The sequence below is a fragment of the Mesorhizobium sophorae genome (assembly GCF_002270415.1).
GTDB classification, from domain to species: domain Bacteria; phylum Pseudomonadota; class Alphaproteobacteria; order Rhizobiales; family Rhizobiaceae; genus Mesorhizobium; species Mesorhizobium sophorae.
This window is the reverse complement of sequence record NZ_NNRI01000015.1, coordinates 129,107-155,805: the sequence shown is the minus strand read 5'-3', so window position 1 is coordinate 155,805 and position 26,699 is coordinate 129,107. Positions and strand designations below refer to the sequence as shown.

At 62.7% G+C, this 26,699-nt stretch carries 12 protein-coding genes and 1 pseudogene; 4 read left to right on the top strand and 9 right to left on the bottom strand.

Annotation, left to right across the window (positions count from 1 at the left end; all coding sequences use genetic code 11):
• Window positions 1-21: 21 nt before the first annotated feature.
• From CGZ66_RS23495 to ku, 8 genes are all read right to left on the bottom strand, one after another.
• Window positions 22-2,019 carry a tyrosinase family protein gene (locus tag CGZ66_RS23495; RefSeq protein ID WP_095088852.1) on the bottom strand — a complete coding sequence of 666 codons (1,998 nt, stop codon included), beginning with the start codon at window positions 2,017-2,019 and terminating at the stop codon, window positions 22-24.
• Window positions 2,006-4,111, bottom strand: a complete 2,106-nt coding sequence (locus tag CGZ66_RS23490) for a multicopper oxidase family protein (RefSeq protein ID WP_095088485.1) — start codon at window positions 4,109-4,111, stop codon at window positions 2,006-2,008. Before CGZ66_RS23490 ends, CGZ66_RS23495 begins: the two co-directional genes overlap by 14 nt.
• A 225-nt stretch (window positions 4,112-4,336) precedes the next feature.
• Window positions 4,337-5,074 (bottom strand): hypothetical protein, encoded by a 738-nt coding sequence (locus CGZ66_RS23485; protein WP_095088483.1) that lies wholly within the window; start codon window positions 5,072-5,074, stop codon window positions 4,337-4,339.
• Between the two features lie 55 nt (window positions 5,075-5,129).
• Entirely contained in the window at window positions 5,130-5,825 is a 696-nt protein-coding gene (locus tag CGZ66_RS23480; protein ID WP_095088481.1) for a hypothetical protein, read from the bottom strand.
• Window positions 5,826-5,897: 72 nt separating this feature from the next.
• The gene (locus CGZ66_RS23475; RefSeq protein ID WP_095088479.1) at window positions 5,898-6,608 is read right to left on the bottom strand and encodes a hypothetical protein; all 711 of its coding nucleotides are present in this window, start codon (window positions 6,606-6,608) and stop codon (window positions 5,898-5,900) included.
• Window positions 6,609-6,829: 221 nt separating this feature from the next.
• Window positions 6,830-17,056: a hypothetical protein gene (locus CGZ66_RS23470; RefSeq protein ID WP_095088477.1), complete on the bottom strand. Its 10,227-nt coding sequence runs from the start codon at window positions 17,054-17,056 to the stop codon at window positions 6,830-6,832.
• 569 nt (window positions 17,057-17,625) lie between these two features.
• Window positions 17,626-18,042 (bottom strand): hypothetical protein, encoded by a 417-nt coding sequence (locus CGZ66_RS23465; protein WP_245331184.1) that lies wholly within the window; start codon window positions 18,040-18,042, stop codon window positions 17,626-17,628.
• A gap of 560 nt (window positions 18,043-18,602) precedes the next feature.
• The gene (gene ku, locus CGZ66_RS23460) at window positions 18,603-19,439 is read right to left on the bottom strand and encodes a non-homologous end joining protein Ku (protein WP_483425961.1); all 837 of its coding nucleotides are present in this window, start codon (window positions 19,437-19,439) and stop codon (window positions 18,603-18,605) included.
• Window positions 19,440-19,634: 195 nt separating this feature from the next.
• On the opposite strand from ku, the gene CGZ66_RS23455 reads away from it, so the two are divergent.
• Entirely contained in the window at window positions 19,635-20,897 is a 1,263-nt protein-coding gene (locus CGZ66_RS23455) for a DUF763 domain-containing protein (RefSeq protein ID WP_095088473.1), read from the top strand.
• A 562-nt stretch (window positions 20,898-21,459) separates the two neighbouring features.
• Here CGZ66_RS23455 and CGZ66_RS23445 read toward each other — a convergent pair.
• Window positions 21,460-22,246 (bottom strand): annotated as a pseudogene (locus CGZ66_RS23445) (SDR family NAD(P)-dependent oxidoreductase).
• Between the two features lie 200 nt (window positions 22,247-22,446).
• On the opposite strand from CGZ66_RS23445, the gene uxuA reads away from it, so the two are divergent.
• From uxuA to CGZ66_RS23425, 3 genes are all read left to right on the top strand, one after another.
• On the top strand, window positions 22,447-23,631 hold the full coding sequence (gene uxuA / locus CGZ66_RS23435; protein ID WP_095088471.1) for a mannonate dehydratase: 1,185 nt from the start codon (window positions 22,447-22,449) through the stop codon (window positions 23,629-23,631).
• A gap of 322 nt (window positions 23,632-23,953) precedes the next feature.
• Window positions 23,954-24,973, top strand: a complete 1,020-nt coding sequence (locus CGZ66_RS23430; RefSeq protein WP_095088845.1) for an isopenicillin N synthase family dioxygenase — start codon at window positions 23,954-23,956, stop codon at window positions 24,971-24,973.
• A 399-nt stretch (window positions 24,974-25,372) separates the two neighbouring features.
• Window positions 25,373-26,695 carry an LLM class flavin-dependent oxidoreductase gene (locus tag CGZ66_RS23425; RefSeq protein WP_095088468.1) on the top strand — a complete coding sequence of 441 codons (1,323 nt, stop codon included), beginning with the start codon at window positions 25,373-25,375 and terminating at the stop codon, window positions 26,693-26,695.
• The last annotated feature ends 4 nt before the right edge of the window (window positions 26,696-26,699 follow it).

Sequence of the window (26,699 nt, the reverse complement as noted above, 5' to 3'; positions counted from 1 at the left end):
CGCCGGCCGTGTCTTGTGTTTTCAATCGAGAAAGTTGAGCGAGACCCCGTCGAGCCGCAGCAACTCGCGGTCCTCCTCATAGGAGGCGCCGATCACGACCAGGCTTACTGTAAGGCTGGTGGCGCCGGCCGCGATCAGCCGGCGTGCCGCGCGCGTCACATCGATACGGTGGTTGCGCGGCGTGTTCATGCTGCGCTCGCGTAGATCGAACTTGCGGTTCTCCGCTGGTGGAATTTCGCAATGCCCGGGCCCGCCAAAACATTCGCCGTGGCCGAAGATTGCCGCATAGCCGGCATAGCCCGCCAGGTTGAGCGGCGTGCTGGCGTCGGCATCCGGCGTGTTGAGAAACACGCGGATGAAGCAGGAGCGCGGCAGCTGCGGCACGCGGTGCAGCCGCACTTCCGCCGAGCGGAAGCTCTTGGTCGCTTCAGGCACCGCGATCGGCGCCGAAACGAAGCGTCCGACCGGACTGGTCAGCCCGACCGGCATGAGGCATCCGCCACGAACATATTCATAGCCGAAGCGGTTCATATCGAGCGTATCGCGCACCGCGTAGCTCCACGGCGTCAGCGCGGAATCGAGATCGGCGGGCAGGCCGTCGGGATGGTCCTGCTGCCAGCGCCACCAGAGCCGGTCGATATTGGCGTGCACCGGCCAGAAGATCGGGTCGTAGGACGCGGTCAGGTTCGAGAACATGTCGCCGAACTGCGGCTCGGAGTAGAGGTCGTCGCGCTGGTGGAACTTGCGTCCGGCAACGCGTACCGCGCTGTTGCGATCGGCGGGCGCGCTGGTCTTGAACGCAGGGTTCATGCCCCCGGTCCAGATGTGCATCGTGTTGTGCGGATTCTGGTCCAGGAAGCCGAAGCTGTCGACATAGAGGCTGCCACCGCCGAAGTCGCGGAAGGTGCGCAGGCTGAGGATCTCGTCGATGTCCTCCTGTGCCGGATAATGATAGTGGATGACGGTGTTGATCGTGCCTTTGCCGAACTGGCTTGAATAGCGCAGCGGATACCATAGCGAATTGACCTCGAGCAGCGCGTCGATCAGCCGTTTGCGGTTTTCCCCTTCCACATAGTCCTTGCCGCAGGCGCCGCTGACCGCGTCATAGGCCTGCGTCGGATTGGCCCACAGCTTGCCCACCAGCGTGCCGATCTTGGCCGGGAAACCATGATCGCGCAGGAAGCGCACTGAGGCCTCGGTGAGGAAACCTTTGAACGCATCGGGGAGGATAGCGCCGTTGGCCGGATCCTCAGGCTTGTAGCGCTCAGCCGGGAAATCCCACCACGGCATGGTCACGTCGGGGCAGAAATCCTGCAACGCCTGTTCGAATTCATAAAGATACACGCGATGCCACGGCAGGAAACGTTCCCAGCCATGCTGACAATGGTTCTGGTGGATCAAGGCCAGATTGTTGTAGCTGCGCTTGTCGCCGACCCATTTATTGAGCTTGTAGAGCTCACGAAAGGCATAGCGCAGCCGCTCCTTTTGCGCGTCGTCCAGCACATCGACGTCCATGCGCTGCCGCAGCTCGCCCTTGGCATAGCGCCATGCCGCCGAATCGGACGCCTCGCTGAAGACCGGGCCGGCAATCCCCTTGACCTCGACGCGCGCCTCGGTCGCCACGCTGACCTCGCTGGCGAGTGCAATCGAACCGATCAACGCGCCGGGGCAGCCCTCTTCGATCCACGTCTCGATCCGGTCTATGTCTTCATCGGCGACCGCCGTCCCGCCCCAGGGCAGGCGAGGGAACTGCTTGCCGTCGAACGGCGGCAGTCCGCGCAAGCCCCGGATCAGCGCCGAGCGCGCGCCGCGCCCCTTGGCATCGCTGGTGCCGCAGCAGGTGGTCGAGAGCGGCGCGATCAGTGGCATCCCGTGCAGCTGCAGTGCCAGGAACTCTGGCAGCGTCAGTCCCGTCAGGCTGCCGGGTCCCCCGGTGCCGCCGGCCGTGGCGAGGATCGCCTCCACGTCGCTCCAGGTGAACGGCGCGGCGGGCATTGGCTGCGCCTTATTTGTGGCCATCGTGGCCATCCATCTGCATCTGCATCGCGCCGCTCTGGGTGATGTCGCCCACCTGATCAGGCAGCACCACGGCAACGTTCTGCATCATGCCCTGGTCCTCATGATCGAGGATGTGGCAGTGCAGCACGTACTCGCCAATGTAGCGCTCGTAACGGGTACGGACCTTGATCGTGTAGATGCCCGAGAAGCCGGCCGGCAAGGATTGCGGGATCAGGCTCTTGATCCACAGCGTATCCTTCCACACGCCCTTGAGCCCGGCATATTGCGGATCGTAGGGCTCACCGCCGGCATCGTCTATCGCGCCCGGCGCGCTGACGTCCTTGCCGTTGGGATCGATGATCGAGACGATCTGGAACGGATTGACATGGATGTGGAACGGATGGCTGACGAAGTGTGACTGCAGCGTCCATTCCTGCGCCTTGCCCAGCGGCAGCGAGCGGTCGATGCGGGTCGGGTCGTAGGGCTTGACGTCGGCTGTGTTGAGCGTGTTGCCGACTTCGAACTTGGTGTTCGGCCCGGTCGTGTCGATGAAGAAGGTCAGCTCCTGTGTGCCGTTGCCCTTCACCTCGTCGTCGGTGACGTCGGGATGCGGCGTGAAGCTGGTGAATTTCGTTCCGGCCTTGAGATCGGCCACCACCGTCGCTTTGACATTCGCGGGCATGTTGGCCTCGGCCAGGGCAACCAGCTTGCGATTGACGTAGGTTTCCACGTTATCGACCGGCGTCCCTGGCGCGACGTCGACCAGTGCGAGCAGTTGCGGTCCGACATCGAGCCCGTTGACCACACCCGATTTTGGTGCCGAGGAGTCGATCACGCAGTAGCGTCCGGCGTCTGGAAAGACGACCAGCGCGTCAAAGCGATAGCCGGGCTGGAAGGTTGCAAGCTTGGTCGGCTGCGCCGCCGCCATCGTCAGCCCGTCGGCCGCGACCAGCGTATAGGGCACGGGTGTGGTGCTGCACGTATCCTTGATGAACGCCGCGTTGGTGTCGGCATTGAGCAGCGTTTTCACTCCGGGCTTGAGCTTGCCGTCAAGCACCTTGAAAAATTGTAGGCTGATCGTGTCGCGGACGCCGGCATGGACCATCCGCCAGCGCTCGATCTGGCCCTGCGTCGCCTTCAAGGGGTCGTTCGGATTGAACACCCTGCCATTGAGCGAGGTATAGCGCCCCGATGCCGGCCATGTGCCCGGCCCGAACTGGTCATAGCCCTCGATGCCGCCGACATCGCCCGGATCACAGAAATAGTGGCCGTTGATGTCCTGCTTGATCGGGCCGAGCTCTCCAGGCTTCGCCGCCGGCGCGCGGCAGGCATACTGGATCTGCTGCATCACCAGCACCCGCTCGGGGATCGCCGAGGTCGGGATCAGCGTATCGATGTCGCCATGGGTTGTCGGGGTCGGGAAGCGGTTGCCGCGGATGATCAGCGCACCGGCCATGCCGCTCGACACCTGCAGCGCCGTCGAGCCGTGGCGATGGGTGTGATACCAGAACGTGCCGGAAGGATGGTCCGACGGGATGTTGTATTCGTAGGTGAACTGCGTTTGCGGGTTGATCGACAGCAGCACGTTGTCGCTGTTGCCCGACGGGCTTACCCACAGCCCGTGAGTATGCAGATTGGTGCCGTTGAAGCAGTGGGGGATATCGGGCATCTGGCCACCGGGCATGCAGCCGGGGTCGCCGGGCTGCGGCCCTGCCGGCAACTGATTGTCGAGGGTGACGCGCACCGTGTCGCCCGGAACGGCCTCGATCGTCGGCGAGACATAAGGAGCCTTGGGATCGACGCCCTTGCCGGTGTAGCCGCGCAAATGGACCTTGTCGTAGCCGCCCGTGGACGGGTTGTAGATCTGGTTGTCGATGTACTCGATCTTGAGATTGAGCAGGCGGTCGCCACGCACCGGCAGCGTATTTCCGGGCAGTGGTGCAGCAGGTGCGAGCTCCGTCAGGGCAGGCTTGGCGATCGGCGCGCGGTCATCCTGCAGCACCGGTGGATTGAGGATCTCGGCCGCCGCGGGCAGCACCGCGATTGGTACCAGGCTGCTGCCGAAAAAACCCAAGAGAAATCGCGCACGCGCCATCGATCCACCAAGCGACATGGGGCCTCCCTCATACTGGCTGTAGACTTCGATCCGTAAGCATAGTGCGCCCAATCCGAAAATCTGTCTAGCTTGCAAAGCCATAAAATCTAAAATTTACTTCCAACAAAACTGTTATGGCGCACTTAAGAACTTGCTTATACGACTAAAGGTCAGTTCATTTCGATATTGCTCTATTTTTAATCAGTTTAGGTGCCGATCGACGGCGGACCATGACCGCAAGGATCACAGCGTCTGCAATGTCACCGTGGGGGCGGCAGTCACCACCTTGGGGACGCCGCTCAGGACGGAGCCGCTGCCAAAATAGGCCACGAACAGCACCGAGGTTCCCCAGTTGAACTCGAAGCTGTAGCTGTTGCCGCCGACCGTCGCGTAGTAACCGGCCGGGGCCGGTGTCGGGTGGCCGGGCCCGGTATCGCCGTACTGCGAATTCAGCGCGATCGCATAGGCATTGTTGCCTTTGGTGTCCTGCGGGCCGCCGATGAAAGCGAACAGGCAAAGACCGGCCGAATTCGCCTGGAAGCCCAGCTGCATGTACTGCGGCAGCGTGACCGCCTTCAGCGTCGTGTCGACAGCGACCGGGACGGCGTCGCCGGTGGTCGGCAAAGGCGTTGGCGCCGCGCCGCCCATGCCCGGCCCATAGGCCGCGATCCAGATTGGCGTGTTGGTGTTCACGCTGACATTGGTGATGTTCAGATTGTTGGCCTGCCAATTGTTGATCAGGATGGTGGGCTGCAAGGCCAGCCCCGGCGCCAGCAGGAATTGCGGCTGGCTGCTGCCGCTGGTCAGCGCCAGCTTGCCGGCATTGTTCATCTCGGAAGCATTCTGGAAAGCCAGGATCATCGACCCGTTGGGGGTCTGCGGCATCGCCACGCTGTCGCGCACGGCAAGCTCCACCGGAGAGCCATCCCAATTGTCCGTCGCCAGGGATTGACCCAAAATGTTGAAGTCCGAAGGTGGCATGGCTTCCGTCTCAGAGAGCAGCCAGGATGGCGGAAAGGCGGACCGGTGCGGAGGTCTACAAGGATTGCAGCAGGGTCGTCACCGGCGTTGCGGTCTGCGGCGAGAGATTGACCACGTAGACTATCGCCGCCCCCCAACTGAAGGACATCGTGTATCTGTTGCCGGCCGCCGTGGCGTAAAACCCGTCCGGCGGAGTGTTCCCGGTCGGCGGTCCGGTGTCGCCGCTCGGGGCGTTGAGCGCAATCACATAGGCATTGTTGCCCGACTGGTCAGGCGGTCCACCGACCACCGCGACCACCTGCTGATTGCCGGTGCTCGAGCTGAATTCAAGCTGCATCCAGTTCGGTGTCGTTATCCCTTGCACCGCCTGGCGCATCGCCAGCTGGACAGGTGTGCCGCTCACGAGCTGGCCAGGCTGCATGCCGGGAATGCCGGGGCCGAAGGCCTGCACGAAGATGGGGGTCGCGGCATTGAGGCTGGTGTTGGTGAGGGTCAGGTTGTTGGCCTGCCAGTTCGCCGTCAGCACGCTGATCATCCGTGCCAGAGCCGGGACCCGAACGTTCGTTGGCGCGCTGCTGCCAGAGGTGACGGTAAGCCTGCCCTCGTTGTTCTGCTGTGACTGGTTGAAGTAGCCGACGATGAGGGAGCCGTTGGGCGTCTGCGGCATGGTCACGCTGCCACGGACCGCCAGTGTCTGCGGCATGCCGTTCCAGGTCGCGTTGACCGTGCCCGCTGCGATGAAGTCGTGCATGTCAGGATGTCCTCTTTGCACCGGCGTTGTCACGGGAGCCGGCGGCTTGCGCTTCCGGCTCCCGCGCTTCGATCACAGAGACAGCAGTTCCGCCGTCAGCGAGGAAGCCGTCGAAGGCGACATGTTCGCCACGTAGACAACCGAGGAACCCCAGTTGAATTCGAAGGAGTAGTTGTTGCCGCCCGTCGTCGCGTAATAGCCTTGTGGCGCTGCCGTGCCGGTGCCCGGACCGGTGTTGCCGGACGGCGAGTTCAGCGCGACAGCGTAGGCGTTGTTGCCTGACGCATCCTGCGGACCGCCGACAACGGCGACGATGATCAACTGGCCGGTATTCGTCCCCAGGGTCAGCTGCATCCAGTTCGGGGTCGACGTTCCCTGGGCGATGCCGCCTGGCTTGAGCGTCAGCGCGGTGTTGATGGCTAGCGCAACCGGCTTCTGGCCGGGCAGTCCAGGACCGAAGGCCTCGATCCAGATCGGCGTCGCGGTCGCGACGCTGACATTGGTGACGGAGAGATTGTTTGCCTGCCAGTTGTTGACGAGGATGTTCGGCTGGGAAAGCAACGCCGGAGCTGTCAGGAACGACGGTGTCGAACTGCCTGAAGTCAGCGCCAGCTTGCCGGCATTGTTGAGGGAGGCGGTGTTCTGATAGGCGAAGATCATCGATCCGTTGGTCGTCTGCGGCATCGCCGCGCTGTCGCGGTAGGCCAGCGTCAGCGGCGAGCCATCCCAGTTTGGGTTAGATGCGTTTGCACCGAGAATGTCGAATTTTGCGGTCGTTGCCATAATTTCCCTCGCGGTTTGCGGGTTTCGGACTGTCGTTCTTGCAGGCGAATTCCAGAGCGGCGGACTTGAAGTCGAAGCGTGCCGTCGCTCGATCGTTTTGTTTCAACATCGGATGTTTCCAAAACCTGTTGCCGGCTTGGGGCCCGATGGTCTGGTTTCGAAACGGCTCCTCCTTCCACTCGTGTCTGCGTGACGCCGCCGCGATGCCCGCCTTGAGGCGGTCAGCTCGCGTCGATGTCCGTCAGTTTCAGTTGCAGGTTGCTGAAGCGCAGCACCGGCGTATTGACGCCGCTGAGTGCTGCGTAAAGCGTGATGTCGAAGACCAGCCTCGCGCCTGCCGGCATTGCGTTGGCGCCAAAGACGATGCTGTTTTTGGAGGCCCAGCCGGCGATCGCCGCCGCGAAAAGCGCGGCGAAATCGCCGAGCTCCGCCGGCTGTTGCCCGTCGATCTCGAAGGACCGCGCCAGCACGATCGGAACAAGCGGACTGATCGAGGCGCTGTCGAACGCGCCGCCGGCAACGGCGGGGAACGGGAACTGGTAGGAGCAGGCGACCTTGACCCGCCTTGTGGTTCCGCTGGTCACGTTGGCGGCCGCATGCGCCGCAAGCAGCGATTGTTCGTGCACCGGGTCCGCCAAAAGGTCGGCCATGATCGTGTAGATGCGCTGGCAAAGGCTTGACGGCGATGTCGGACAGGCGGCACCTGAACCCTGGCCGGGCAGCGTCGCCACATCGATCGGCGTCGCATTGTCGATGAACGGCGTGACCGGCTGGCTCGGCCTGACCTGCGGCGTCATGTAGACGAATTCGGGCACCACCTGCCACGCGGTGTTGTTCGAGGCTTCAAGCGTGATCAGGTTGCGCTCGATCTGCACCGAGGCGAGCGCATTCTCGGCCGCCAGCACGTTGAGTGCATCGACCTCGATCGTGTGCGCCACGCCGAAATTGCCGGGCGCGGCGTTGTCGACCTCGAACAGCAGGCCGTCTGGTGGTGACGGCTGGACCGGATGCTGGTTCGGGTACGGCGTCAGCGTCGACGGGTCGAGCGCGGTGACGGTCAGCGCGACATTGGAGAAGCTCGATTCACCTTGCGCGGCCGGCCACTGCAACTCGATCTGCCGCGTCGTCCCGTCCGGCTGCAGCGTGTCGGTGACGACGTAGCTGTCGGTGACGCTGACCAGACCCTGACCGAGGGCCATGTCCAGGCTCGGATTCCAGTCCTTGTTCGCCGTCACCTCGCCAATGGCGGTGGCGAAGGCGGCCACCGCATCGGCCCAGGCTGGATCGGCCGGGTTGCGGAGCACCGGGTTGATGGCACCGTAGACGGCCGAGGTGCGCGCCAATGCCGTGAACAGGTCGTAGGGCGGGCCTGCGCTGGGGGCAGGGTTGGTGGAGTTCGGCGGGTTGTCCGGCGCCGCGCTGAGGTTGGTGTTGTAGGTGACGGCGGTGTTGATCTGGTCCTGCGCGACGAGGAACGCCTGATAGGTATAGAGGTAGCTCCAGTCGGCGCCGTCGGCGATTGGATTGCCCGAACCCGACGTTGGCGTGTAGCCCGACCAGGTCTGGCTGACCAGCGTCGGCGGTGTTGGGTATTGGCGATACACCACCGGGATTTTGGTCAAGGCGCCGGCAGGTCCGACATGCGGCACGCCCTTTGGATAGGGATCGACGAGCTGCAGCCAGATCGATGGACGCGCTTCGCCGGGTGCGCCCGCCGGCGCCAGGAAGAACTGCAGGTTTGTGATGGCGAAACGCAGATCGAATGGCACCACCGCGGCAGCGGCCGCGTCGGGATCGCCGTAGAGGAAGGTGAGGGGGCTCGCCCCCGTGCTGCTGATGCCGACATGGGCGGTTGAGAGCCCGGCATTCTGGCGCGTGGCGGAGAAGGTGCCGGCGCCTGAACCGCTGGCGGCGGTGGCGATCGTGAAGGTGGTGTCCCCGGTGACGGTGACGCCGTAGACGCCATTCGCCGGCAATTGCCCCGAACTGGCCTGGAATATCATCAGCACCCGGCTGCCGTCGGTCAGGCCGTGCGGATTGTTTGTCGTCGCCGACAGGCTGAGACCGCTCCAGCTGTAGTCTCCGGCGAGTACGGCTTCGATCTGGCCGAAGAGCTCGATATTGCCATCGGCGGCAGCCGAGACCGACTGGTTCCAGGTCACGTCGTATTGGACGATGGTGTCGACGGAATAGGCCGTCATCAACGCCGCGCGCATCTGCTGCTCGAACACATCCTTCGCGATGGCAAGTGCCGCGGTCGTGCCGGTGAACGGCGATTGCGGGCCAAACAGCCAGTCCACTTCGTATTGCGCGTATTTCTGCGCCAGCGCCTCGCGGCCGAGCGCCATCGCGTCGTAGGCGTCGGGGGCGACCTCGAAGGCCTTGGCCGCCGAGGCCGGTGACAGCACCTCGTCGACCGCCTGGAAGAAGATGCGGTTGAGCTGATCGAGGTCGGTGTCGATGAACAGCTGTTGCGCCGGCAGCGCCGGCAGCTTGGACGACAGCTGCGGCATCGAAACACTGGCGCTGTTCAGCACATTGTCGAGCGGCTTGGGCGACAGGAAGCGCGGTCCGGCCCCGGCGGCACCGATCGAGATGTCGAGCAGCGATACCGCGGCCGCCCACAGCGATTGCGAGCCGGCGCGTGCCCCGCCGGAGCCGTCATGGGCAAGCTTCAATGACTTGAGCCGCTTGCGCGCCAGTGCCGTGCTGGATTGGGCCGTGCTCGACAGTTTCTGCTGTGGCGACGCATCGGCCCCGTTCATGCCGATGGCGAGCTTCTGCGCCGGGAAGGCGCCGACGAAAGCGGCGGCGAATTGCGACATGTTGCTGGCACCGCCGGTCGCCGGAACAAATCCGGTCGCGACGTTCTGCGCCGACGGCACCATGATCGTGCCGAACTGGTCCTTCAGATAGGGCGAGATCAAATTGGCATCGCGGGTGATGCCGAACAGCACGACGATCTCGAACAGCGGCGGCAGGGCGCCGGGGCCGCTGACCGGCATCGAGATGGTCACCGCGCCGGGGAAGTTGGTGCTGAGCCCGGCCAGCCAGTTGACGAGGTCGGCAACCATGCCGGTCACCTTGCTTGTGTCTGCTGCACCAACCGGGAAATTGACAAGGCTGCTGCCATCCGCTTGCAGGGCAAGACTGGTCTCGACATAGAACGAGACGCCTGGGCCGCTGATCTGGTCCTCTATGGTGCGGAAATTGGCCAGAGCTGCCGCCTTCTGGTCCGCCGACATGCTGCTGAAGGCCGCCTGGCTCGGCGTCAGGACGATCTCGATCGTGTTAGGCGTCGAGCCGTTGAAGCCATAGGTCGGCAGGATCCCCGGCCATTGGTCGACCGGCACGATCGGATCGAAATAGAGGTTGGTATCGCTGTAGCTGGCCGGGGTCGGCAGTTGGTTGCCGAAGGCGTCGTTGACGAAGAAGTCCAGCGTGAACTTGTCGTTGATCGAGGCGTAGCGGTCGGGCGTGGCGGAGCCGGCATTGGCGGTGGCGACGTTGTACAGCGGCGCGAACACCCGGTACGTGCCGGTGGTGCCGGACTGGTCGGGCTTTTGCGGCTGGATCGGCGCCGACAAATTGCTGAGCGTGAAGCCTGTCGTCGCCTGTATTTGGTAAGTGACGAGACTGTAGAGCGAGTTGAGCGACGCTTTTGCGTCACCCGCCGCGACCAGTGCTGCGTGCAGTTCGGTATCGTCGGCGATGCCGGATGCGCGCAGCGCCTCAATGACGCGGCCGCGCGAATGGGAGTTCGCCGCGCCAAGCTGCCCGGTCTTGACCAGGGCGGCAGGCGTCTTCAGCTGCATGACGCTTTCGGAGCGCGTCAACTCGACACCGAAGGTACCGGCCGCGACCTTGACGTAGCGGGCCTCCAGGGCCGGGTCTGCGGTCTCAGCATAGTAGACGAGGCCGCTCTGCGTGCCGGCAAGCACGACCGCGTTGTAATAGGGCTGGATGGCGAGCGGCGAGCCGCTCTGGTTGGTTCCGCTGCCGGCCTTGTAGGTCACCAGCATCGTCACCTGCGCGACGCCCTTGACGAACAGCGGCGTTGGCAGTGCGTTGCCGGTCTTGTCGACAAAGCGCAGGTAGTAACCCTGCGCGTTGGTGACCGTCGCCTGCTGGATGATCTGCAGGAAACCGTAGCCGCCATCCGCGGTGATGTCGGTGCTGGAGCCGACGGACACACCCGCCGGCAGACCGAGCGCGAAGGCCATCAGCCCTTGCGGCGGCTGCGACACCGTCGTGGTGTTGGTGCGCAGCGCGAAGACGGCATTTGGATCGACCACTGCCGAGACGAGGCCGGGCGCACCGGCGGCCGTCTGGAACAGGATCTGGATTGCGTCGACCGGCCGGTCACCGCCCCTGAGATCGTCGAGGATCCGGCCGAGCAGCGCCTCGTCCGACTGGCTGGCGCCGGACAGTGCGTAGACGTCGGCAAGCACGCTGCCTTGCGTGGCGCCCGGAATCTGCTTGACCGTCAGCGTGATGCTGGTGGCGAAAGTGATGTCGCCGGCGGGCAGCGGCGTGCCGTCCGGCAGATAGGCCCCTTGCGCCTGGCGGGATTTCACCAGGACGGGGACAGCAGCCGTTCCTTCATTTGCCTGCAATTTCTCCAGGCTTGACGCGAATGGCCGCAGGCTGAGCGCCGTCGCGCTTGGCGGCGTCCAGGCGATGGCGTTCTCCAGCGCAAAGGATTGCGGCCCGGTCGAACTGAGCGCGATTGGTGTCGGGCTGCTTGGCGCCGTTATCGACGCTTCGGTGAAGGCGAGATAGGGGCTGAGGACGTCTTGGGTGAGCGAGAACGAGGCGTTGACGGCAAGCCAGTCCTGCGTCTTGTCGGGATTGCTCAGCGTGATGCTGTAGCTGTTGTTCTTGGCGAAGCCGCCGGCGGGAAATTCCTGCCACAGAAGCGCGAACAGCGGGTTCGTGCTGGTCGACACCGCCTCGCCCGGCACGGTGAGACCGGCGGTGTAAGGCAGGCGCACGCCGCCACGCAATGCGCTCGACATCTGACCGGCGAGACCCTGGAAGCGTGTTTGTGCGCCGGGTGTCGGTGCGGCCACCGCTGCCATGAACAGCTTGTCGAGCGGTGACGAGGTCAGCCCCGCATCCTGCATCGTCACCAGCAGCTCGTGCACCGCGCCACGGATCAAGCCTTTGAAATAATCGAGGAATATCTCCTGCGACAACGGCGTGGTGCCGTCGCTGTCGTTGACCGAGGTCGGGTTCGAGGTCTGGTTGACGAACAGCTGGTTGAAATAGGTGTCGACCGCTTGCAGGTAGGTCTGCGAGACGAGGTTCTGCGCCAGGAACTGGTAGGACAGATCCTGTGCGTTGCCATTGCCGTCGGTGCGTCCGGTGGTCGCCATGTTGAGGAACGGCGGCATCGGGAACACGCAAGCCTTGGCTTTGCCGGTCGGTGCGGCAAGCGTGGCGGAGAAATTGGCGAGCTGGCTAAGCAAGGTCGGATAGTCGATCCAGGCAGTGAGCGCGTCCGGCTCGCTGTCGATGTCCTTCAAGCCGGGCGTGCCGCTGCTGGAATCGAATTCAAGCAACACCACGGAGTTGTAGGCCGGCAGGTTCAGTGCGTGCATGAGTGCGAAGGTGGCGAGCTGCGTCGTCACCGCCTCGAACGGCTTGAAGTCGGCATAGGTCGGGTTGTGCGATGGGTTGTCGTCATACTGTATGCCGAGCGAGGTCACGACCCACGGCGTGCCCTTGCTGGTCGCATCGGGGAACACCACGGTCAGTTCCGGCAGGAACAGGATAGGTAGGTCCTTCGGCAGGTTGGGGCAAAGCCCGACATTCGCCGCTGCACCCGCAAGAAGCCGCTGCTTCAGTCGCGCGAACGTTTCGATCTGGGCCTGTTGCGACGAACCGGCAAGCTGCCATTCGAAGCGGAACGAGGCATTGAAGCTAAAGCTGATGGAAATGGAGAAGAGGAAGAGGTTGATCTCCACCGTGACGCTGACGCTGACGCTCGCCTCGATGTAGAGCAGGATCGAGCCGCCACCGCCGCCCGGCACACTGGGTGGTTCCAGCGCCAGGATGATGCCGATGCTGGCCTCGAGGCGGACGTTGACGCTGGCCTTGATGATGACGAAGTCGAGCGAGCCGTAGAGCTCGCCGATGATGCCGAACTGGCCTTGCAGCGACAGCGCGTCCGGCTTTTTGGCGAGGTCTCCGCCACCGCTGGTGAGATAGCCGGCCGCACCCTGGATGATGCCGAAGAAGGTGACGCTCACCCCCGCCTTCAGCGGCCCGGCGGTGAAGTCCTTGCCGACGCCCAGCCGCGCGGCAAAGCCGAACGCCAGGATGCTCTGGTAGGTGCCCTTGAACACGTCGGGGTCGGTAGCCGAGCTCAGGCTGGCTATGTAGAAGCCGCCCGATCCGGTCACCGGAATAGGCCCGGCCTGCGCCTGCACCTGGAAGCAGACGCTCCAGTTGTCGCCGTCGGGGAAACCGAGGTCGACCTTCCAGTCGCCATTCGTGTAGACGTCGACGCTCAGTGTCGGCAGCGTCAGCGAGGCTGCGCCAACCTGGAAGGTGCGCAGGCTGTCGGGCAGGCTGAAGACGGCGGCGAATTTGCCGATCGTGTCGGAGATCTTGGTGTAGACGACCTCGAATTCCGCACCCTTGCCGGCACCGCCGGTCAGCTTGAGCAGTAGCGCGTAGAACGGCGTCACGTCGTAGAAGACGAAGCCGACCTCGAGCACTTTCAGCAGCGTGAAGTCGGTGACGATGATCCACTTGCCTTCGGGATGGTAGATATCGGCAAATTTCTTGTTCTTGAGGGCGTCCCAGAAGTCGCCCTGCATGAACTTCAGGAAAGCATCGAAATTGGCGGGCGGCTTGGTCGGGTCCGGGCCGACCCGCTGGCCGACGCCGAGATAGACGAGCTCGAAGACATCGCTGACAGCGCCCACCTTGGCGGGCACAGGCGCCGCCAGCAGTTTCTGCGCATCGTCGCCGCCACCACCGCCGCCATCCTTGCCCAAATTGTAAGCACCGATCCAGCCAATCTGGTCGGCGCCTTCGGTCGGCGCGAACAGGCCGATGCTGATCGTCCCGTCCGGCGGCAGGCGCTGGCCCAGTATCTCGATGAAGCAATTGTGCATGCCGAGCACCAGCATCTTGGGATCGGCATCGGTAGCGTATTCGAGATTGAACTGTTCGATCGAGATGGTCAGCACGCCCTCGATCTTGATTTCCAGCTTGCCGTCGACTTGCGGAAGCTGGATGCCGAAGGCCAGCCCACCGCCGTCCTCGGGGCTAAGCCAGCCGATGAGGACGCTGAATTTGAAGGCCGAAAGCGAACCGACCAGCCCGCCCATCGAGCCGAGATCGAGATCGAAGATCAGCGCATAGTTGAAATTGTCCTGCAGCGTGATGCCGTTTTCCGCCAGGCCCGGCAGCGAACCGAGCGAATAGTAGTTCAGGCTCTCGATCGTCTGATCGGCCGTGCCCGAATAGAGGAACGATTTCAGCTTGAACGGGATCAGGTCGAGCAGGCTGTCGGCGCCGCTGCGCTTCTCGGTGGCGCCGAGGTCGAGCCGCAGGTCACCCGGCGAAAAGCTAAGCGACGGCGTGCTTGTCGACGGCTGTCCCTTGTCCGGGATCGTCAGGTCGAAGCCAACGTCGATGCCGAGATTGGAAAAGGCCAGCTTCTCGAACGCAAACAGGTCGAGCACCTGGAATTCGTTGAACTCGATATCGCCCCAGATGGCGAAATGGGCGCTGATGTGGGTCGTGTCGGCTTTTGGCGGCGTCGCCGCGGTTTCGTCGTCGAACGAGAATTGCAGTTTCGTCAGCGTGATCTGCCTGAGATATTTGTTGTTGGACTTGCCGTTCTCGTCTGTGAAGTTGAAGACGAAATCGCCCTGGGCGACGAACGAATAGACGCCCTGTCCGGAACTCTTGTCGTCGCCGCTGGTGCCGTGCGCCTGGTAGGAACCCATGATGGCGATGACATTGGCGTCATCGCCGGCATTGGCGGCCGGGCTCAGCGCGGCATCGAGATTGACGCCGGTCTTGAACAGATTGTTGATGGTGAGATTGACCTCGCAGGCGAAGCTGCGCAACTCGGAATTGGTGAACAAAGCGCGCAGATATTCGACCTCGAAGCCATAGTCGATGTCGATATCAATATTGCTATCGGGGGCCGCTGCCGACTTGCTCGCCGCCTTTTCATAGTCGACCAGTGCGAAGGTCGCGCTCTGCGCCAGCGTCGGCACGGCCTGCGACGGGTCGGTGTTGTTGATGGCGATGCCGACATGGTGGACACGAAAGCCGGCTATGCCTGGATCCTTCATGCCGCCGAGCACAGCGCGCACCGCGGTCGGCAATTCATCGAGTTGCATGTTGCAGTTGACGGCGAGGATGCCGTTGAAAGTCGGGTCGGTGACCGTCTGGTAGAAATTCCAGTATAGCGAGGTGGTGTCGGGCTGCGTGCCGCCATTCGGGAACACCGCGGCCTTCGCCTCGGTGATCAGCTTTTGCAGATAGGCCTGGGTGGCGGCGGCGGTGAACGTCTTGTTGAAGATGTCGGCCTGAGACCACAGCCTTGTGTCGGCAACCAGAGCTTCGATCGTCTCGCCCGGATAGAATTTCATCATGAAGATCGGCGGCGTACCGTCGGGCGCGGCGAGCTTGCCCGGCGACAGGTCGAACGTCCAGTCGCCGATCTCCAGTTTGTCGCCTGAAAAGTCGAACAGGGCCTGCCCGGAGCCAAGCGGGTCGGGGTTGGCGGGGTTTTCGCTGACCACCGTGAAGATCTGGTTCTGCTGCACGGCCTTGCAGATCGACGGACCCATGGCTTCGAATTCCAGGATGCCGGCCGCACTCGTCGCCATCTGCAACCCGGTCCATGCCAGCGGCGTGCCGGCAAGTTCGGCCAGCATGCCTTGCGGCGTCATCGCCAGCGTCGTCGGTCCGGCGGCGGCAGCGTTTACCGTCGCGCCTTGCTTCGGCGCCGGAATGAAGCCGCTGGCGCGCCTCGGGTTGAGCGCCCGCGATTCCATGTCGAGATAGGCGGCGGCATTGAGGTTCGGGTCGGTCGAGAAATCGAGCCCCGCATAGGGCACCAACGGTATGGCTGGCGTGCTTGCGGCTTTCGCGCTCCATGAGGCGACCTTGAAAGCGTCGAGGACATAGACGGTGAGGCCGGAGGCGGGTTCAGCGCCGGCAAGCATTGTGGCCGTGTTGGTGCGCTGATTGTAGAGCGGAGCGCGCTCGGGCTGCGAGATATAGCTGCCGTCCTGGACGATGAGCTGTGCCCACGAAGTCGTCGCGGTGGCATCGAGAAAAGCCGGGCTGGTCGGCGAATCCTGCGCTGGCGCTATGCGATAGGCCGGCTGCGCCGGTACGAATTCGAGCTTGTCTGGTGCCGAGCCGATGGTGACGGTCACGAACTCGGTGCCGGTAACGCCGCACAGCATCTGCACCGTTTCGGAGCTTGCGCCTGCGGCCAGGTTGGCGCCGGCATCGAGCGCCAGGCCGAATTGTCCAGCCGGCGTCAGGTAGTAATAGCGCTGCTCGCTCGGCGATTGTTGCGGACGGCCGGCGAAGACGAGACGGCTCGCCGTGCTGATATCGCCGGTGTTGACGGTGCTGAGGGCGAAGGGCTTGCCGTCGGCGGTGACGAAAGTCGAGCCGAGCAGCGGGTCGGTGAACTGGAAAAAGCTGCGCGTCGCGTCGAGCGGGCCGAGCACGTCCAGCGTGACGTTGAAGCCGAACGGCGTGGCCGAGCCACCGACGCCGCGGAAAACCGGATAGTTCAAGGCGCCGACCAGCCCGCCGCCGGTTGGCGGGTTGAAATACATCATGCCGGCCTCGAACTGGACGAGGTCGGTGGTCGCCAGTTCAAACGCGACGCTTGCCGTACCAGCGAGCGGTCCGCTGAGCGCCAAGCTCGCGAATGGCGCGGCCGACTGGAATGTCACCGTGGCGCCGGCTGGCGGCGTCGCCGTCAACAGCAGCGCCGCCGGCGGCTGGCTGTTGGCGATCTGCAGGCTGTTGGAGGCGTCGTCGAACAGCACCGTCGTGGACAGCGTGAACAGGTCGGGCTGAACCTGGAACGTCACGCTCTGCCGGAATGCCAGCGAGAAGGACTCCCCCACCGTAGGCGACGAGGTGCCTTGCCCGGTGACCGAGACCAGGATCGGCGCGATGCTGAGCGGCTCGGGAAACCAGCCGATCTGAGTTCCGGGACTGTCGGCGAAGGCTTTGCGGATGCCTATCTCGAAAGCGTTCCAGTCGCGTGTCGCCGAAGGGACGAAGAACGCGATGTAACCAAGCTGACCGGGGTCGACCCAGCTCTGGGCGGTCAGATCGAATGTCGGGTCGGCGCGTGACTTATCCTGGAACACAAAGGCGACACGTGCGCCGGCTAATGGGTCCGCCAGATAAAGACCGCTCGCATCGCGTTTGAAAGCGATCATCCCCACCTCCCATGCACTCTACGGCGCTATCCGGCTATCTCCTGCCGCCGCTTTGAGTTGGGCGGGAGGACTTGGCGCGCCGCTTATATTACCAAGACGTAAAGTATAATTGTAAGACGAAGAAAGAGATTTGTAAAAGACTATATTTGGGTGGATTTCAAAATGAAATAAATTTTATCTATATGGTGACCCGGCTAACTCATCGGTATGAATGGGTTCTGTTTTGATACCGAGCGGCGCAGTAATACGCACCTCAACAGAATCAATCACTTAGTATGACGGGAGAAATAATCTTATTCCGATGGCGGTCGCGTGCGTAACCGCAAAAGCTATGCCGGGACCGGCGCGACGCGCTTCAGGGGCGGCTAGCCATTTGTCCTAGTCCGAAAAACTCGCTGGGGAACATCGCCGCCAATCAGGGCGGCAAAATCTTTCCGCCCCTCTATGTCAAAGTTTATAGACGGCAAACTTTAGCCTGCTCTAATGGAGCTTCATGCTGTCTGGGGGTAGTGGGCAGACAAGCATGGGGCCGTCGTTTGTGGGAAAACGACGGCCTTTCCTTTCGACGGCTACCTGGCTTCAGGGTTTTGCCGGCGCGCAAAATGTTCATAGGTGATTTGCCAGGGGTCGCTCTCGGAAGCTCTTTCCTCGCCGATCCAATGGAAGCTGTCGGCAGCGATCTCGGTGAAACGCCATCGGGTTTTCAAACCGCGCGAGTCATCGCCGAGCTGGACGATGTCCTTACCCTCGGCCCGCCCGATCTGGCGCGAGTGATCCTGGTTGAGCGGGTCGTTCCATATGATGTGCCAGCCATCGATCCCAGGATCGAAGATGCGCAATGTCGTGCCATACATCGTTGACGGCGCAGACCGCTTGGGCCTGATCCAGACGTCCTGAATCGCGCGGCCTCCGAGCACCCAGCCAAAATGGCATTCTCCATTCCATTTCTGCATTGTGCCGTCGTCGAGGTGGTGGACCGTGTCCATTTCCCAACTTCCAACCAGCCATCCATACAGGGCCATGTCTTTCGCCCGGTCGGCTGGGGGACCTTCGGATCCGAGAGCGGTGAGAAACGGAGAAATCGTCATCGTCCTACGCCTTTCCAGCTAAACGAACCAAACTGCCAGAGCAGCCCTGCCGGCCATTGTCGCGCCCGCCTGCCGCAAGAGCGCCGACTTGTGGAATTTTGCGATGGAAGCCCATGTCGGCGCCGGAACATTGCCGCCACAACTTGCGGCGTTGCGGTGTCCAGGGCTTGGGGAAAATTGCTGTAGTGCCGCTATGAATGAGATCGTTTGCGAACGCGATGGCGAGCTGACCGCATGCGCATCCTTCGCGATATCCGCGCAGGATAGGCCATTTGGCTTAATTGCGAGATTGCTAATATGCTTGTAGCTTGATCGTTGCTGGTCCCTCGAAGCCCCAGCACTGGCCGGCACGGCCCAGCGCCACCCCGAAGGCTGCAACCGTGCCGGCCTACCACGTGGCTGCCGTTCTCCACTTCGATCAATTCTAGCGTGTTGGCGCGTGCCAGCGACGACAGGCGCTAAGCAATCTTGCGTTTCGGCGAGGCGCTCTTTTTAGGCGGCCCCAACCCTTCCTGTTTGAGGCTCTTTTTCAGCACCTCGGCCAGGTTGATGACGTTCTCTTTCGGCTTCGGCGCGGGCTTCGGCGGCTGCTTGCCCCTGCGTTTCGCGTCGATCATGGCAATCAGCGCATCTTCGTAGGTGTCCTCGAACTTCGAAGGATCGAAAGTCGTCACCTTCTTGTCGATGAGCATGCCGGCGATTTCGAGCAGTTCGGGATCATATTTCTGCGTCTTCAAGCCATCGAACACGCTGTCCTGCGAGACCATTTCATTGTGGTTGCGCAGCTCGGTCATCACCATGCCCTTGCCATAGGGCTGGATCAGAACCTCGCGGCAGCGCTGATACAGCACGACGCAGGATCGTGCAGCGACGCCCTTGTTCTTCATGGCATCGCGGATCACGCCATAGGCCTCTACAGCGGCGCCATCGGCCGGAATCAGATAGTAGGGTTTCTCCAGATAGCGCGTATCGATCTCGTCAATCGACACGAACTCGCCGACCTCAAGCGTATGCTGCGACGTCAGCTTGAGCGCCTTGATGTCGTCGGGCTCTATCTGGAGGAACTGATCCTTTTCGACCTCGAAGCCCTTCACCTGGTCTTCCGCGTCGACCGGCTCTCCAGTGTCCTCGTCGGCGTAGACGCTTTTGACCGGGAGTCCGTCCTTGCGGTTCAATATCCTGAAATGAACCTTCGACGCCTCGCTGGTGGCGCCGACGATCTTCACGCCGCAGGACACCGAACCAACCTTCAAAAAACCCTTCCAGGCAGCACGCGGGGCGACCATTTTGCTCATCCTGTTTCCAGTCAGGGCAAACGGGTTTCCGTGCAAATCGTTCCTACGGTTTGCCGCCATCCGTTTCCGCTACGCTCGAGATCGGCAAATCCGACGAACCCGCAGGGTGCGATCCGTTGGCAAGGGCGACGGCAGGCTTCTCTGACAGGTGCGCAACACCTATCTCTAATCAACGAGCAACGCGGGCGGCAGAAATTGGCGCAACGATCTGGAAGTGCTGATCTCCCACTGCATGGCGGTCGCGTGCCCAAATGGCTCGGTGATCGCATGACGCGCCTTGGCGCGGTGATGTGCGAGGCGATCATCCATCACTATGGTCGCACTGAATTGCTGCGCCGCCTGGCTCACCCGTTCTGGTTCCAGTCTTTCGGCGCGGTGATGGGGATGGACTGGCATTCCTCCGGCATCACGACAAGCGTTGTCGGCGCCCTGAAACGGGGCCTGTCTCCACTCTCCGGCGAACTCGGTATCCATGTCTGTGGCGGGCGTGGCACCCATTCGCGCAAGACTCCGCACGAACTGACCTTGATCGGCGAGCGCGTCGGCTTCGACGGAACGGGGCTGGCCAAGGCCAGTCGGCTGGTCGCCAAGGTCGATAGCGCTGCCGTCCAGGACGGCTTCGACCTCTACCTTCATGGCTTCATAGTCACCGACGATGGCGACTGGGTCGTGGTGCAACAAGGCATGAACGGCGACAGCAAGGTGGCGCGTCGCTATCACTGGCTGTCCGAGGGGCTGACGAGCTTTGTCGAGCAGCCACATGCCGCGATCGAAGGCGCTAATCAGGGCGAGATCGTCAATCTGACCGACCGGCGCGCCGATGCTTCGCGTCACGGCCAGCTGGAGCTGCTGCGGGATCTGGGTCCCGATCGCATCGTGAAAGAGTTTGCCTTGCTGGAGCACGGCTCGCCACCCGCTCCCGCGCAGCCCCTGCTGCCGCATCTGATTATGCCGGCCCATCACGACGTTCGCGAAAGCGACGTCGTCATGCGCCGCCTGTACGGCAATATCGCTGCCGCCGTCGAGCGCGGGCCTGCCGATTTCCCGGAGCTGCTCTTGGTGCCGGGCGTCGGTGCCCGCACCGTGCGTGCGCTGGCGATGGTGGCCGAGGTCGTGCATGGAGCGCCATGCCGGTTCTCGGACCCCGGCCGGTTCTCGCTGGCGCATGGCGGCAAGGACAGGCACCCGTTCCCGGTGCCGCTGAAAGTCTATGACGAGACGATCGGCGTGCTGAAATCGGCCGTTCACAAGGCCAAGCTCGGCCGCACCGAGGAAATCGATGCATTGAGACGGCTGGACGACCAGTCACGCCAGGTCGAGCGCTATGTCACCGGTCCCAGCCTGAAGGAAATCGTGGCAGGCGAGTTCGACCAGTCGCACATGCTGGGCGGACGCAGTGTTTTCGGATGGGAACCACCGCCGCAAGCACAGGCAGTTCGATCCGGCACTGAGGAATGAAGTCAGCCGAAGGCCCTGTCCCTCGACTTTAAAATTCTTTGCGAAGGCTCCAGCAAGATGCCGGAGCCTTCGCGGTTTACGGGATTTCAATAGAAGCGGATCCAGTAGGATCGGCGGAAACATCTCCGGCGCCAGCGGCCTCGACGCCAATAGCGACGCCAGACCACGCGCCATCCACGCCGCCGCCTCCATACACGCTGCCGCCTCCATCGATAGTACTGCACGGGTTCGACGTAATTCTGGCTATCAGGACCCGGCTCAACAAGGTCGTCTACCGGCTTGTCCAGCTCATCGAGAATGCCGTTCCCCCGTGCTCGGGGTGCCAGCCACCGCCCTAACCGGGCGAGCTACCGCGACCACGGCCGCAGCGCTCGCGAGGCGCCTAGACGCCGAGCTAAATCTGTTTAAAAACCCGAAGTCGGTGTTGGTCGAGGTTCGCGGTGGCAAGAACTTGCGAGTTTGGCGATGAAGACTTCAACGCCGCGCCCGCCAAAAGCGGTCGCGCCGGAGGTCGTCAGATGTCGGCGACTCCCGGTAAAGGCCAAAACCGATCTACATGGCTCTATTTCACGCCGATGCCGGCAGTCAGGCCGCCATCGATTTTGTAGTCCGCTCCGGTGCAGAACCCGGCTTTGGCCGAACACAGAAAGGCGATGAGTTCCGCCACTTCCTCCGGCTCGCCGATGCGCCCGATGGGATGCGCTTCGCCAAAGCGCTTGTAGGCGGCCTCGACATCGGCATCGGTGCCGTTTTCGCCGCGTGCCGCTTTTTCCAGGATCGGGGTGCGGATCGAGCCGGGGCTCACGGAGTTGACGCGGATGCCGGAGCGCGCGTAGTCGAGCGCCAGTGAGCGCGTCAGCGTATGGATCGCCCCCTTGGTCGTCGCATAGGCGGCGACATTCTGTTGGCAAGCGTGACCCTGCACCGAGGCCACGTTGACGATGGCTCCGCCGCCCCGCCGGATCATTTCCGGAATGCCGAAATGCGCTGTCAGGTAGATCGAGCCGACATTGACCGACATTGCCTTGTTCCAGGTCTCGAAATCGGTGCTGGTAGCTGTTCCGTATGGATGGACCGCCGCCGAATTGACGATGATATCGAGGCCGCCGAACCGCTCGACGCCGGCCGCGACCGCATCGCGAACCTGATCCGGCACAGAGACGTCGGTGTCTATGACCAGCACGCCTGGCCCGGAGCTTTCCAGTTGCGCTTGCATCGACCGCGTTGGCCGCGCGGTCGATGCCACAGGCGATGATCGCGGCACCACCTGCCGCCAGGCGTATAGCGCTTGCGAGGCCAATCCCGGTCGTACCCGTCACCAGAGCGACCTTGCCGTCGAAATCCTTCATTGCGGGTACTCCGTTATTTGCTGTCCAAGGTGGCTCCTAATGCATGTCGCCCAAAAGTGGCCCCGGTTTTGGGGCAACGACATCCATAAAAACAAGGACCTAAAGCGCGTCGCCTGAATCCGCTCAAACGCGACGCGCTTTAGTTTGACACTCGTTGCGGTCCAACAATAGGTTGCCGTCCTCGCAGAAGGAAAGCGGTAATGGAACAATGCTGGCGCTGGTATGGACCGAACGACCCGGTGACGCTCGATCATGTCAGGCAGGCGGGCGCGACGGGTATCGTATCGGCGCTGCACGACATTTATGACGGGCGCGCCTGGCCGCTTGAGAGCATTCTGGAGCGCAAGCGGATCATCGAGGCGGCAGGGCTGACCTGGTCGGTCGTCGAGAGCATTCCCGTCCACAATTCCTTCAAGATCGGTGCGCCGGAGCGCGAGCGCTACGCAGGCTACTATCGCGACACGATCCGCGCCCTTGCCAAGGCCGGCATCACAACGGTCTGTTACAATTTCATGCCCGTGGTCGATTGGACCCGCACCGATCTGGCCTATCGGCTTCCGACGACGGGCTACGCCCTGCGTTTCGATGCGATCGATTTCGCGGCCTACGACCTGTTTGTGCTGAAACGCAGGAATGCCGAGGCCGGCTACAGCGCCGCCCGCATTGCCGAGGCGGAAACGCGACTAAGGGAATTGAGCGACGAGCAGATCGACAGGATCGAGCGCAACCTCATCGCCGGCCTGCCGGCAACAGAGCGCAGCTACGACCGTGACAGTTTTCGCGAGGCCCTGGCGGACTACGATGCGATCGGTCCGAAGGAATTGCGCGACAACCTTGCCTGGTTCCTGCGCGAGATCATTCCGGTGGCCGAGCAGGAGGGGGTGCGCATGTGCATCCATCCTGACGATCCGCCCTTCTCGCTCTATGGCCTGCCGCGCATCGTTTCGACCGCCGCGGATGCGCGTTTTATTCTCAACGCCGTCGACAGCCTCGCCAATGGCCTGACATTCTGCACCGGCTCCTATGGGACGCGCGCCGACAACGACATCGTCGCCATGGTCAAGGAATTCGCCGACCGCATCCATTTCGCCCATCTGCGCAACATCACCATCGAGGAGGATGGCTCGTTCTATGAAGCCGAGCATCTCGAAGGTGGCACCGACATGGCACATGTCATCCTCGCACTGATGCAGGAAGAGGCGCGCCGCAGCAGGGAAGGCCGCGCCGACTGGCGCATCCCCATGCGCCCCGATCACGGCCACCTGCTTGCCGACGATATCGGCAAGACCAGGATCAATCCCGGCTACTCGCTGATCGGCCGGCTGAAAGGCCTCGCCGAACTGCGCGGCATCATGCGCGCTGTGGAGACTTTCGGGCTGGCTTGAAGTCATCAGGCACGCGTCATGAGAAGGGATCCGGGCGCAACGGCCAACCTGCGGGGCCTTCAGTTCATGCGGAAGTCCGCATAAACGTCTCCGATCTATGTCTCGTCGCAATATGCATGAAACATCCGTTGGGAATATTATTTTGCCCTCGGGCCACAATATGCAGCGCTGACTTTCTTCTGTTGGTGCCGATATTGGGGTGCCCATTGCTTTGATCGGCTGCCCCTGCGTGGCACCTTGGATGCACGTCCACGCCTCGAGTGCTTGCCGATGGTCGCTTCTACTTCTCCTCGGCAAGGGCGGAGAAAAGAAGGAACCTGCCATGCCCAGAATTGTGCCGGTACTCGATCTGAGCCGTCTCGAACAAGGAGCGTCCGAGCATCGCACCTTTCTCCTGGATCTGCGCACGGCGGCCCGCGACGTCGGCTTCTTCTATCTCAGCGGCCACGGAATTTCGGCCTCGGAGACCGATGAAGTGCTCGATGCCTCGCGCCGGTTCTTCGCCTTGCCGGAGACCGACAAGCTGGCGATCGAAATGGTCAAGTCCTCGCAGTTTCGCGGCTACACGCGCGCCGGCGGTGAACTGACCAAGGGCGCTGCCGACTGGCGTGAACAACTCGACATCGGCGTCGAGCGCCAGCCCATCCCGCAAGGGCCGGGAATTGCGCCTTGGACACGGCTGCAAGGACCGAACCAATGGCCCTCGGCATTGCCCGATCTCAAGCCGGCGCTGCTGGCATGGCAGGCCAGGGCTACGGCGGTGGCGATCCGGCTGCTGAAAGCCTTCGCGCTGTCGCTTGATCAGCCCGAGGACGCCTTCGACGCGATCTACAGGGACTCGCCCAACCATCGCATGAAGATCGTGCGCTACCCTGGACGTAACGCGACGGATGGCGACCAGGGTGTCGGCGCGCACAAGGATGGCGGCTTCCTGACGCTGTTGCTGCAGGACGACAACAAAGGGCTGCAGGTTGAATATGACGGCAGCTGGGTGAATGTGGACCCGCTCCCCGGAACGCTTGTCGTCAACATTGGCGAACTGCTCGAACTGGCGTCGAATGGCTATCTGCGCGCCACCGTTCACCGCGTCGTGACGCCGCCTGCCGGCGTCGAGCGGATTTCCGTTCCCTTCTTCTTCAGCGCGCGGCTGGATGCGACGATACCGCTGCTGAATTTGCCCGAGGAACTGGCGGCCGAGGCACGCGGACCGGCAAGCGACCCGGACAACCCGTTGTTCCGCGATGTCGGCACCAATGTCCTGAAAAGCCGTCTGCGTTCGCATCCCGACGTGGCGCGCCGCCACTATGCCGATCTTCTCCAGACCGGAGCGGAGCGCCCGTGAAGCCCAAAGCATGTCGCCCAAAAGTGGCCCCGGTTTTAGGCGGACGACATGCATAACAAAGCCTCGATGCCGAACAGATTTTCGCCGTTTTGCGTGTTCTTTGGAACGTCATTCGTCGCCAAGTCGCGGAAATAAGCTCAGAAAGGTAAAATCGATCGGCGGTCTCCTCCCATTCCGCTGAGCGGTGTTCCCCTCTGAAGGTTTGAACCTTCTTTTGGCCGGGCCGAATTCGAGCCCGGCCATTTTTTGTGCTGCGGTCATGGATCGCAAAACGGAATTGCTGCAAAAACCCGGCGCGGCGCAACGGAATACCTTCCCGGGTTGGGCGGACCGGCCGATCCTAAAGATCAGGATTCGAGCGATGGCGCTCGACCATATTGATTGGTCGGAACGATTTTCATGACACAGAAACAATTGCGGCTTGGCGCTTTCATGCGCCCCGTCAGCCTGCACACAGGCGCCTGGCGCTATCCGGGCGCCTATCCCGACGCCAATTTCAATTTCGCGCATCTGAAACGCTTCGCCCAGACCCTGGAGGCGGCGAAGTTCGACGCCTTCTTCATGGCCGACCATCTGGCCGTTCTCAACATGCCGATCGAGGCGCTGCGGCGCAGCCACACGGTTACGTCGTTCGAGCCGTTCACGCTGCTGTCGGCGCTGGCGGCCGTCACCGATCATATCGGGCTGGTCGCAACCGCATCGACGACGTTCGACGCGCCCTACCACATCGCCCGCCGCTTCGCTTCGCTGGACCATATCAGCGGCGGCCGCGCCGGCTGGAACATCGTCACCACATCCAACCCCGATGCGGCGCTCAACTTCGGCCTCGACGAACATGTCGAGCATGACGAGCGCTACCGGCGGGCACGGGAATTCTATGATGTCGTGACCGGCCTGTGGGACAGCTTCGCTGACGATGCCTTCATCCGCGACGCTGAAAGCGGTCTCTATTTCGATCCTTCCAGATTGCGTGTGCTCGATCACAAGGGCGAGCATCTCTCGGTGCGCGGGCCGCTCAACATCGCCCGGCCCATCCAGGGTTGGCCGGTCATCGTCCAGGCCGGCGCGTCGGAGGCAGGGCGGCAACTGGCGGCAGAGACGGCGGAAGTCATTTTCGCCGCGCATGCCGATCTCGCCGCCGGCCAACGTTTCTTCGCCGACGTCAAAAGCCGTGCGGAGAAACTCGGCCGCTCGCGCGACGACATCAAGATCCTGCCCGGCGCCTTTGTCGTCGTCGGCGACAGCGTCGAGGACGCGCAGTCCAAGCGGGCGAAGCTCGACAGCCTCGTCTATTACGAGAGCGGCATTGCCTCGCTGTCGATCGCGATCGGGCATGACGCATCCGGTTTTGATCCGGACGCGGCCTTGCCCGAAATCCCCGAAACCAATGCCAGCAAGAGCGGCCGCGAGCGTGTCATCGAACTGGCGCGCAAGGAGAACCTGACCGTCAGGCAGCTTGCCCAGAGGCTGGGTGGCTATTCCGGCCTTGCTTTCGTCGGTACACCTCAAACGATCGCAGACGAAATGGAGGAATGGCTGGTCACCGAGGGCTCCGACGGGTTCAACATCATGTTTCCCTATCTGCCCGCCGGGCTCGACGACTTTGTCGAGAAGGTCGTGCCCGAACTGCAGGGACGGGGGATCTTCAGGCGGCAGTACGAGGGAACGACATTGCGCGAGAATCTTGGCCTGAAGCGGCCGCCCAACCGGTTTTTCGAGTAGAGTG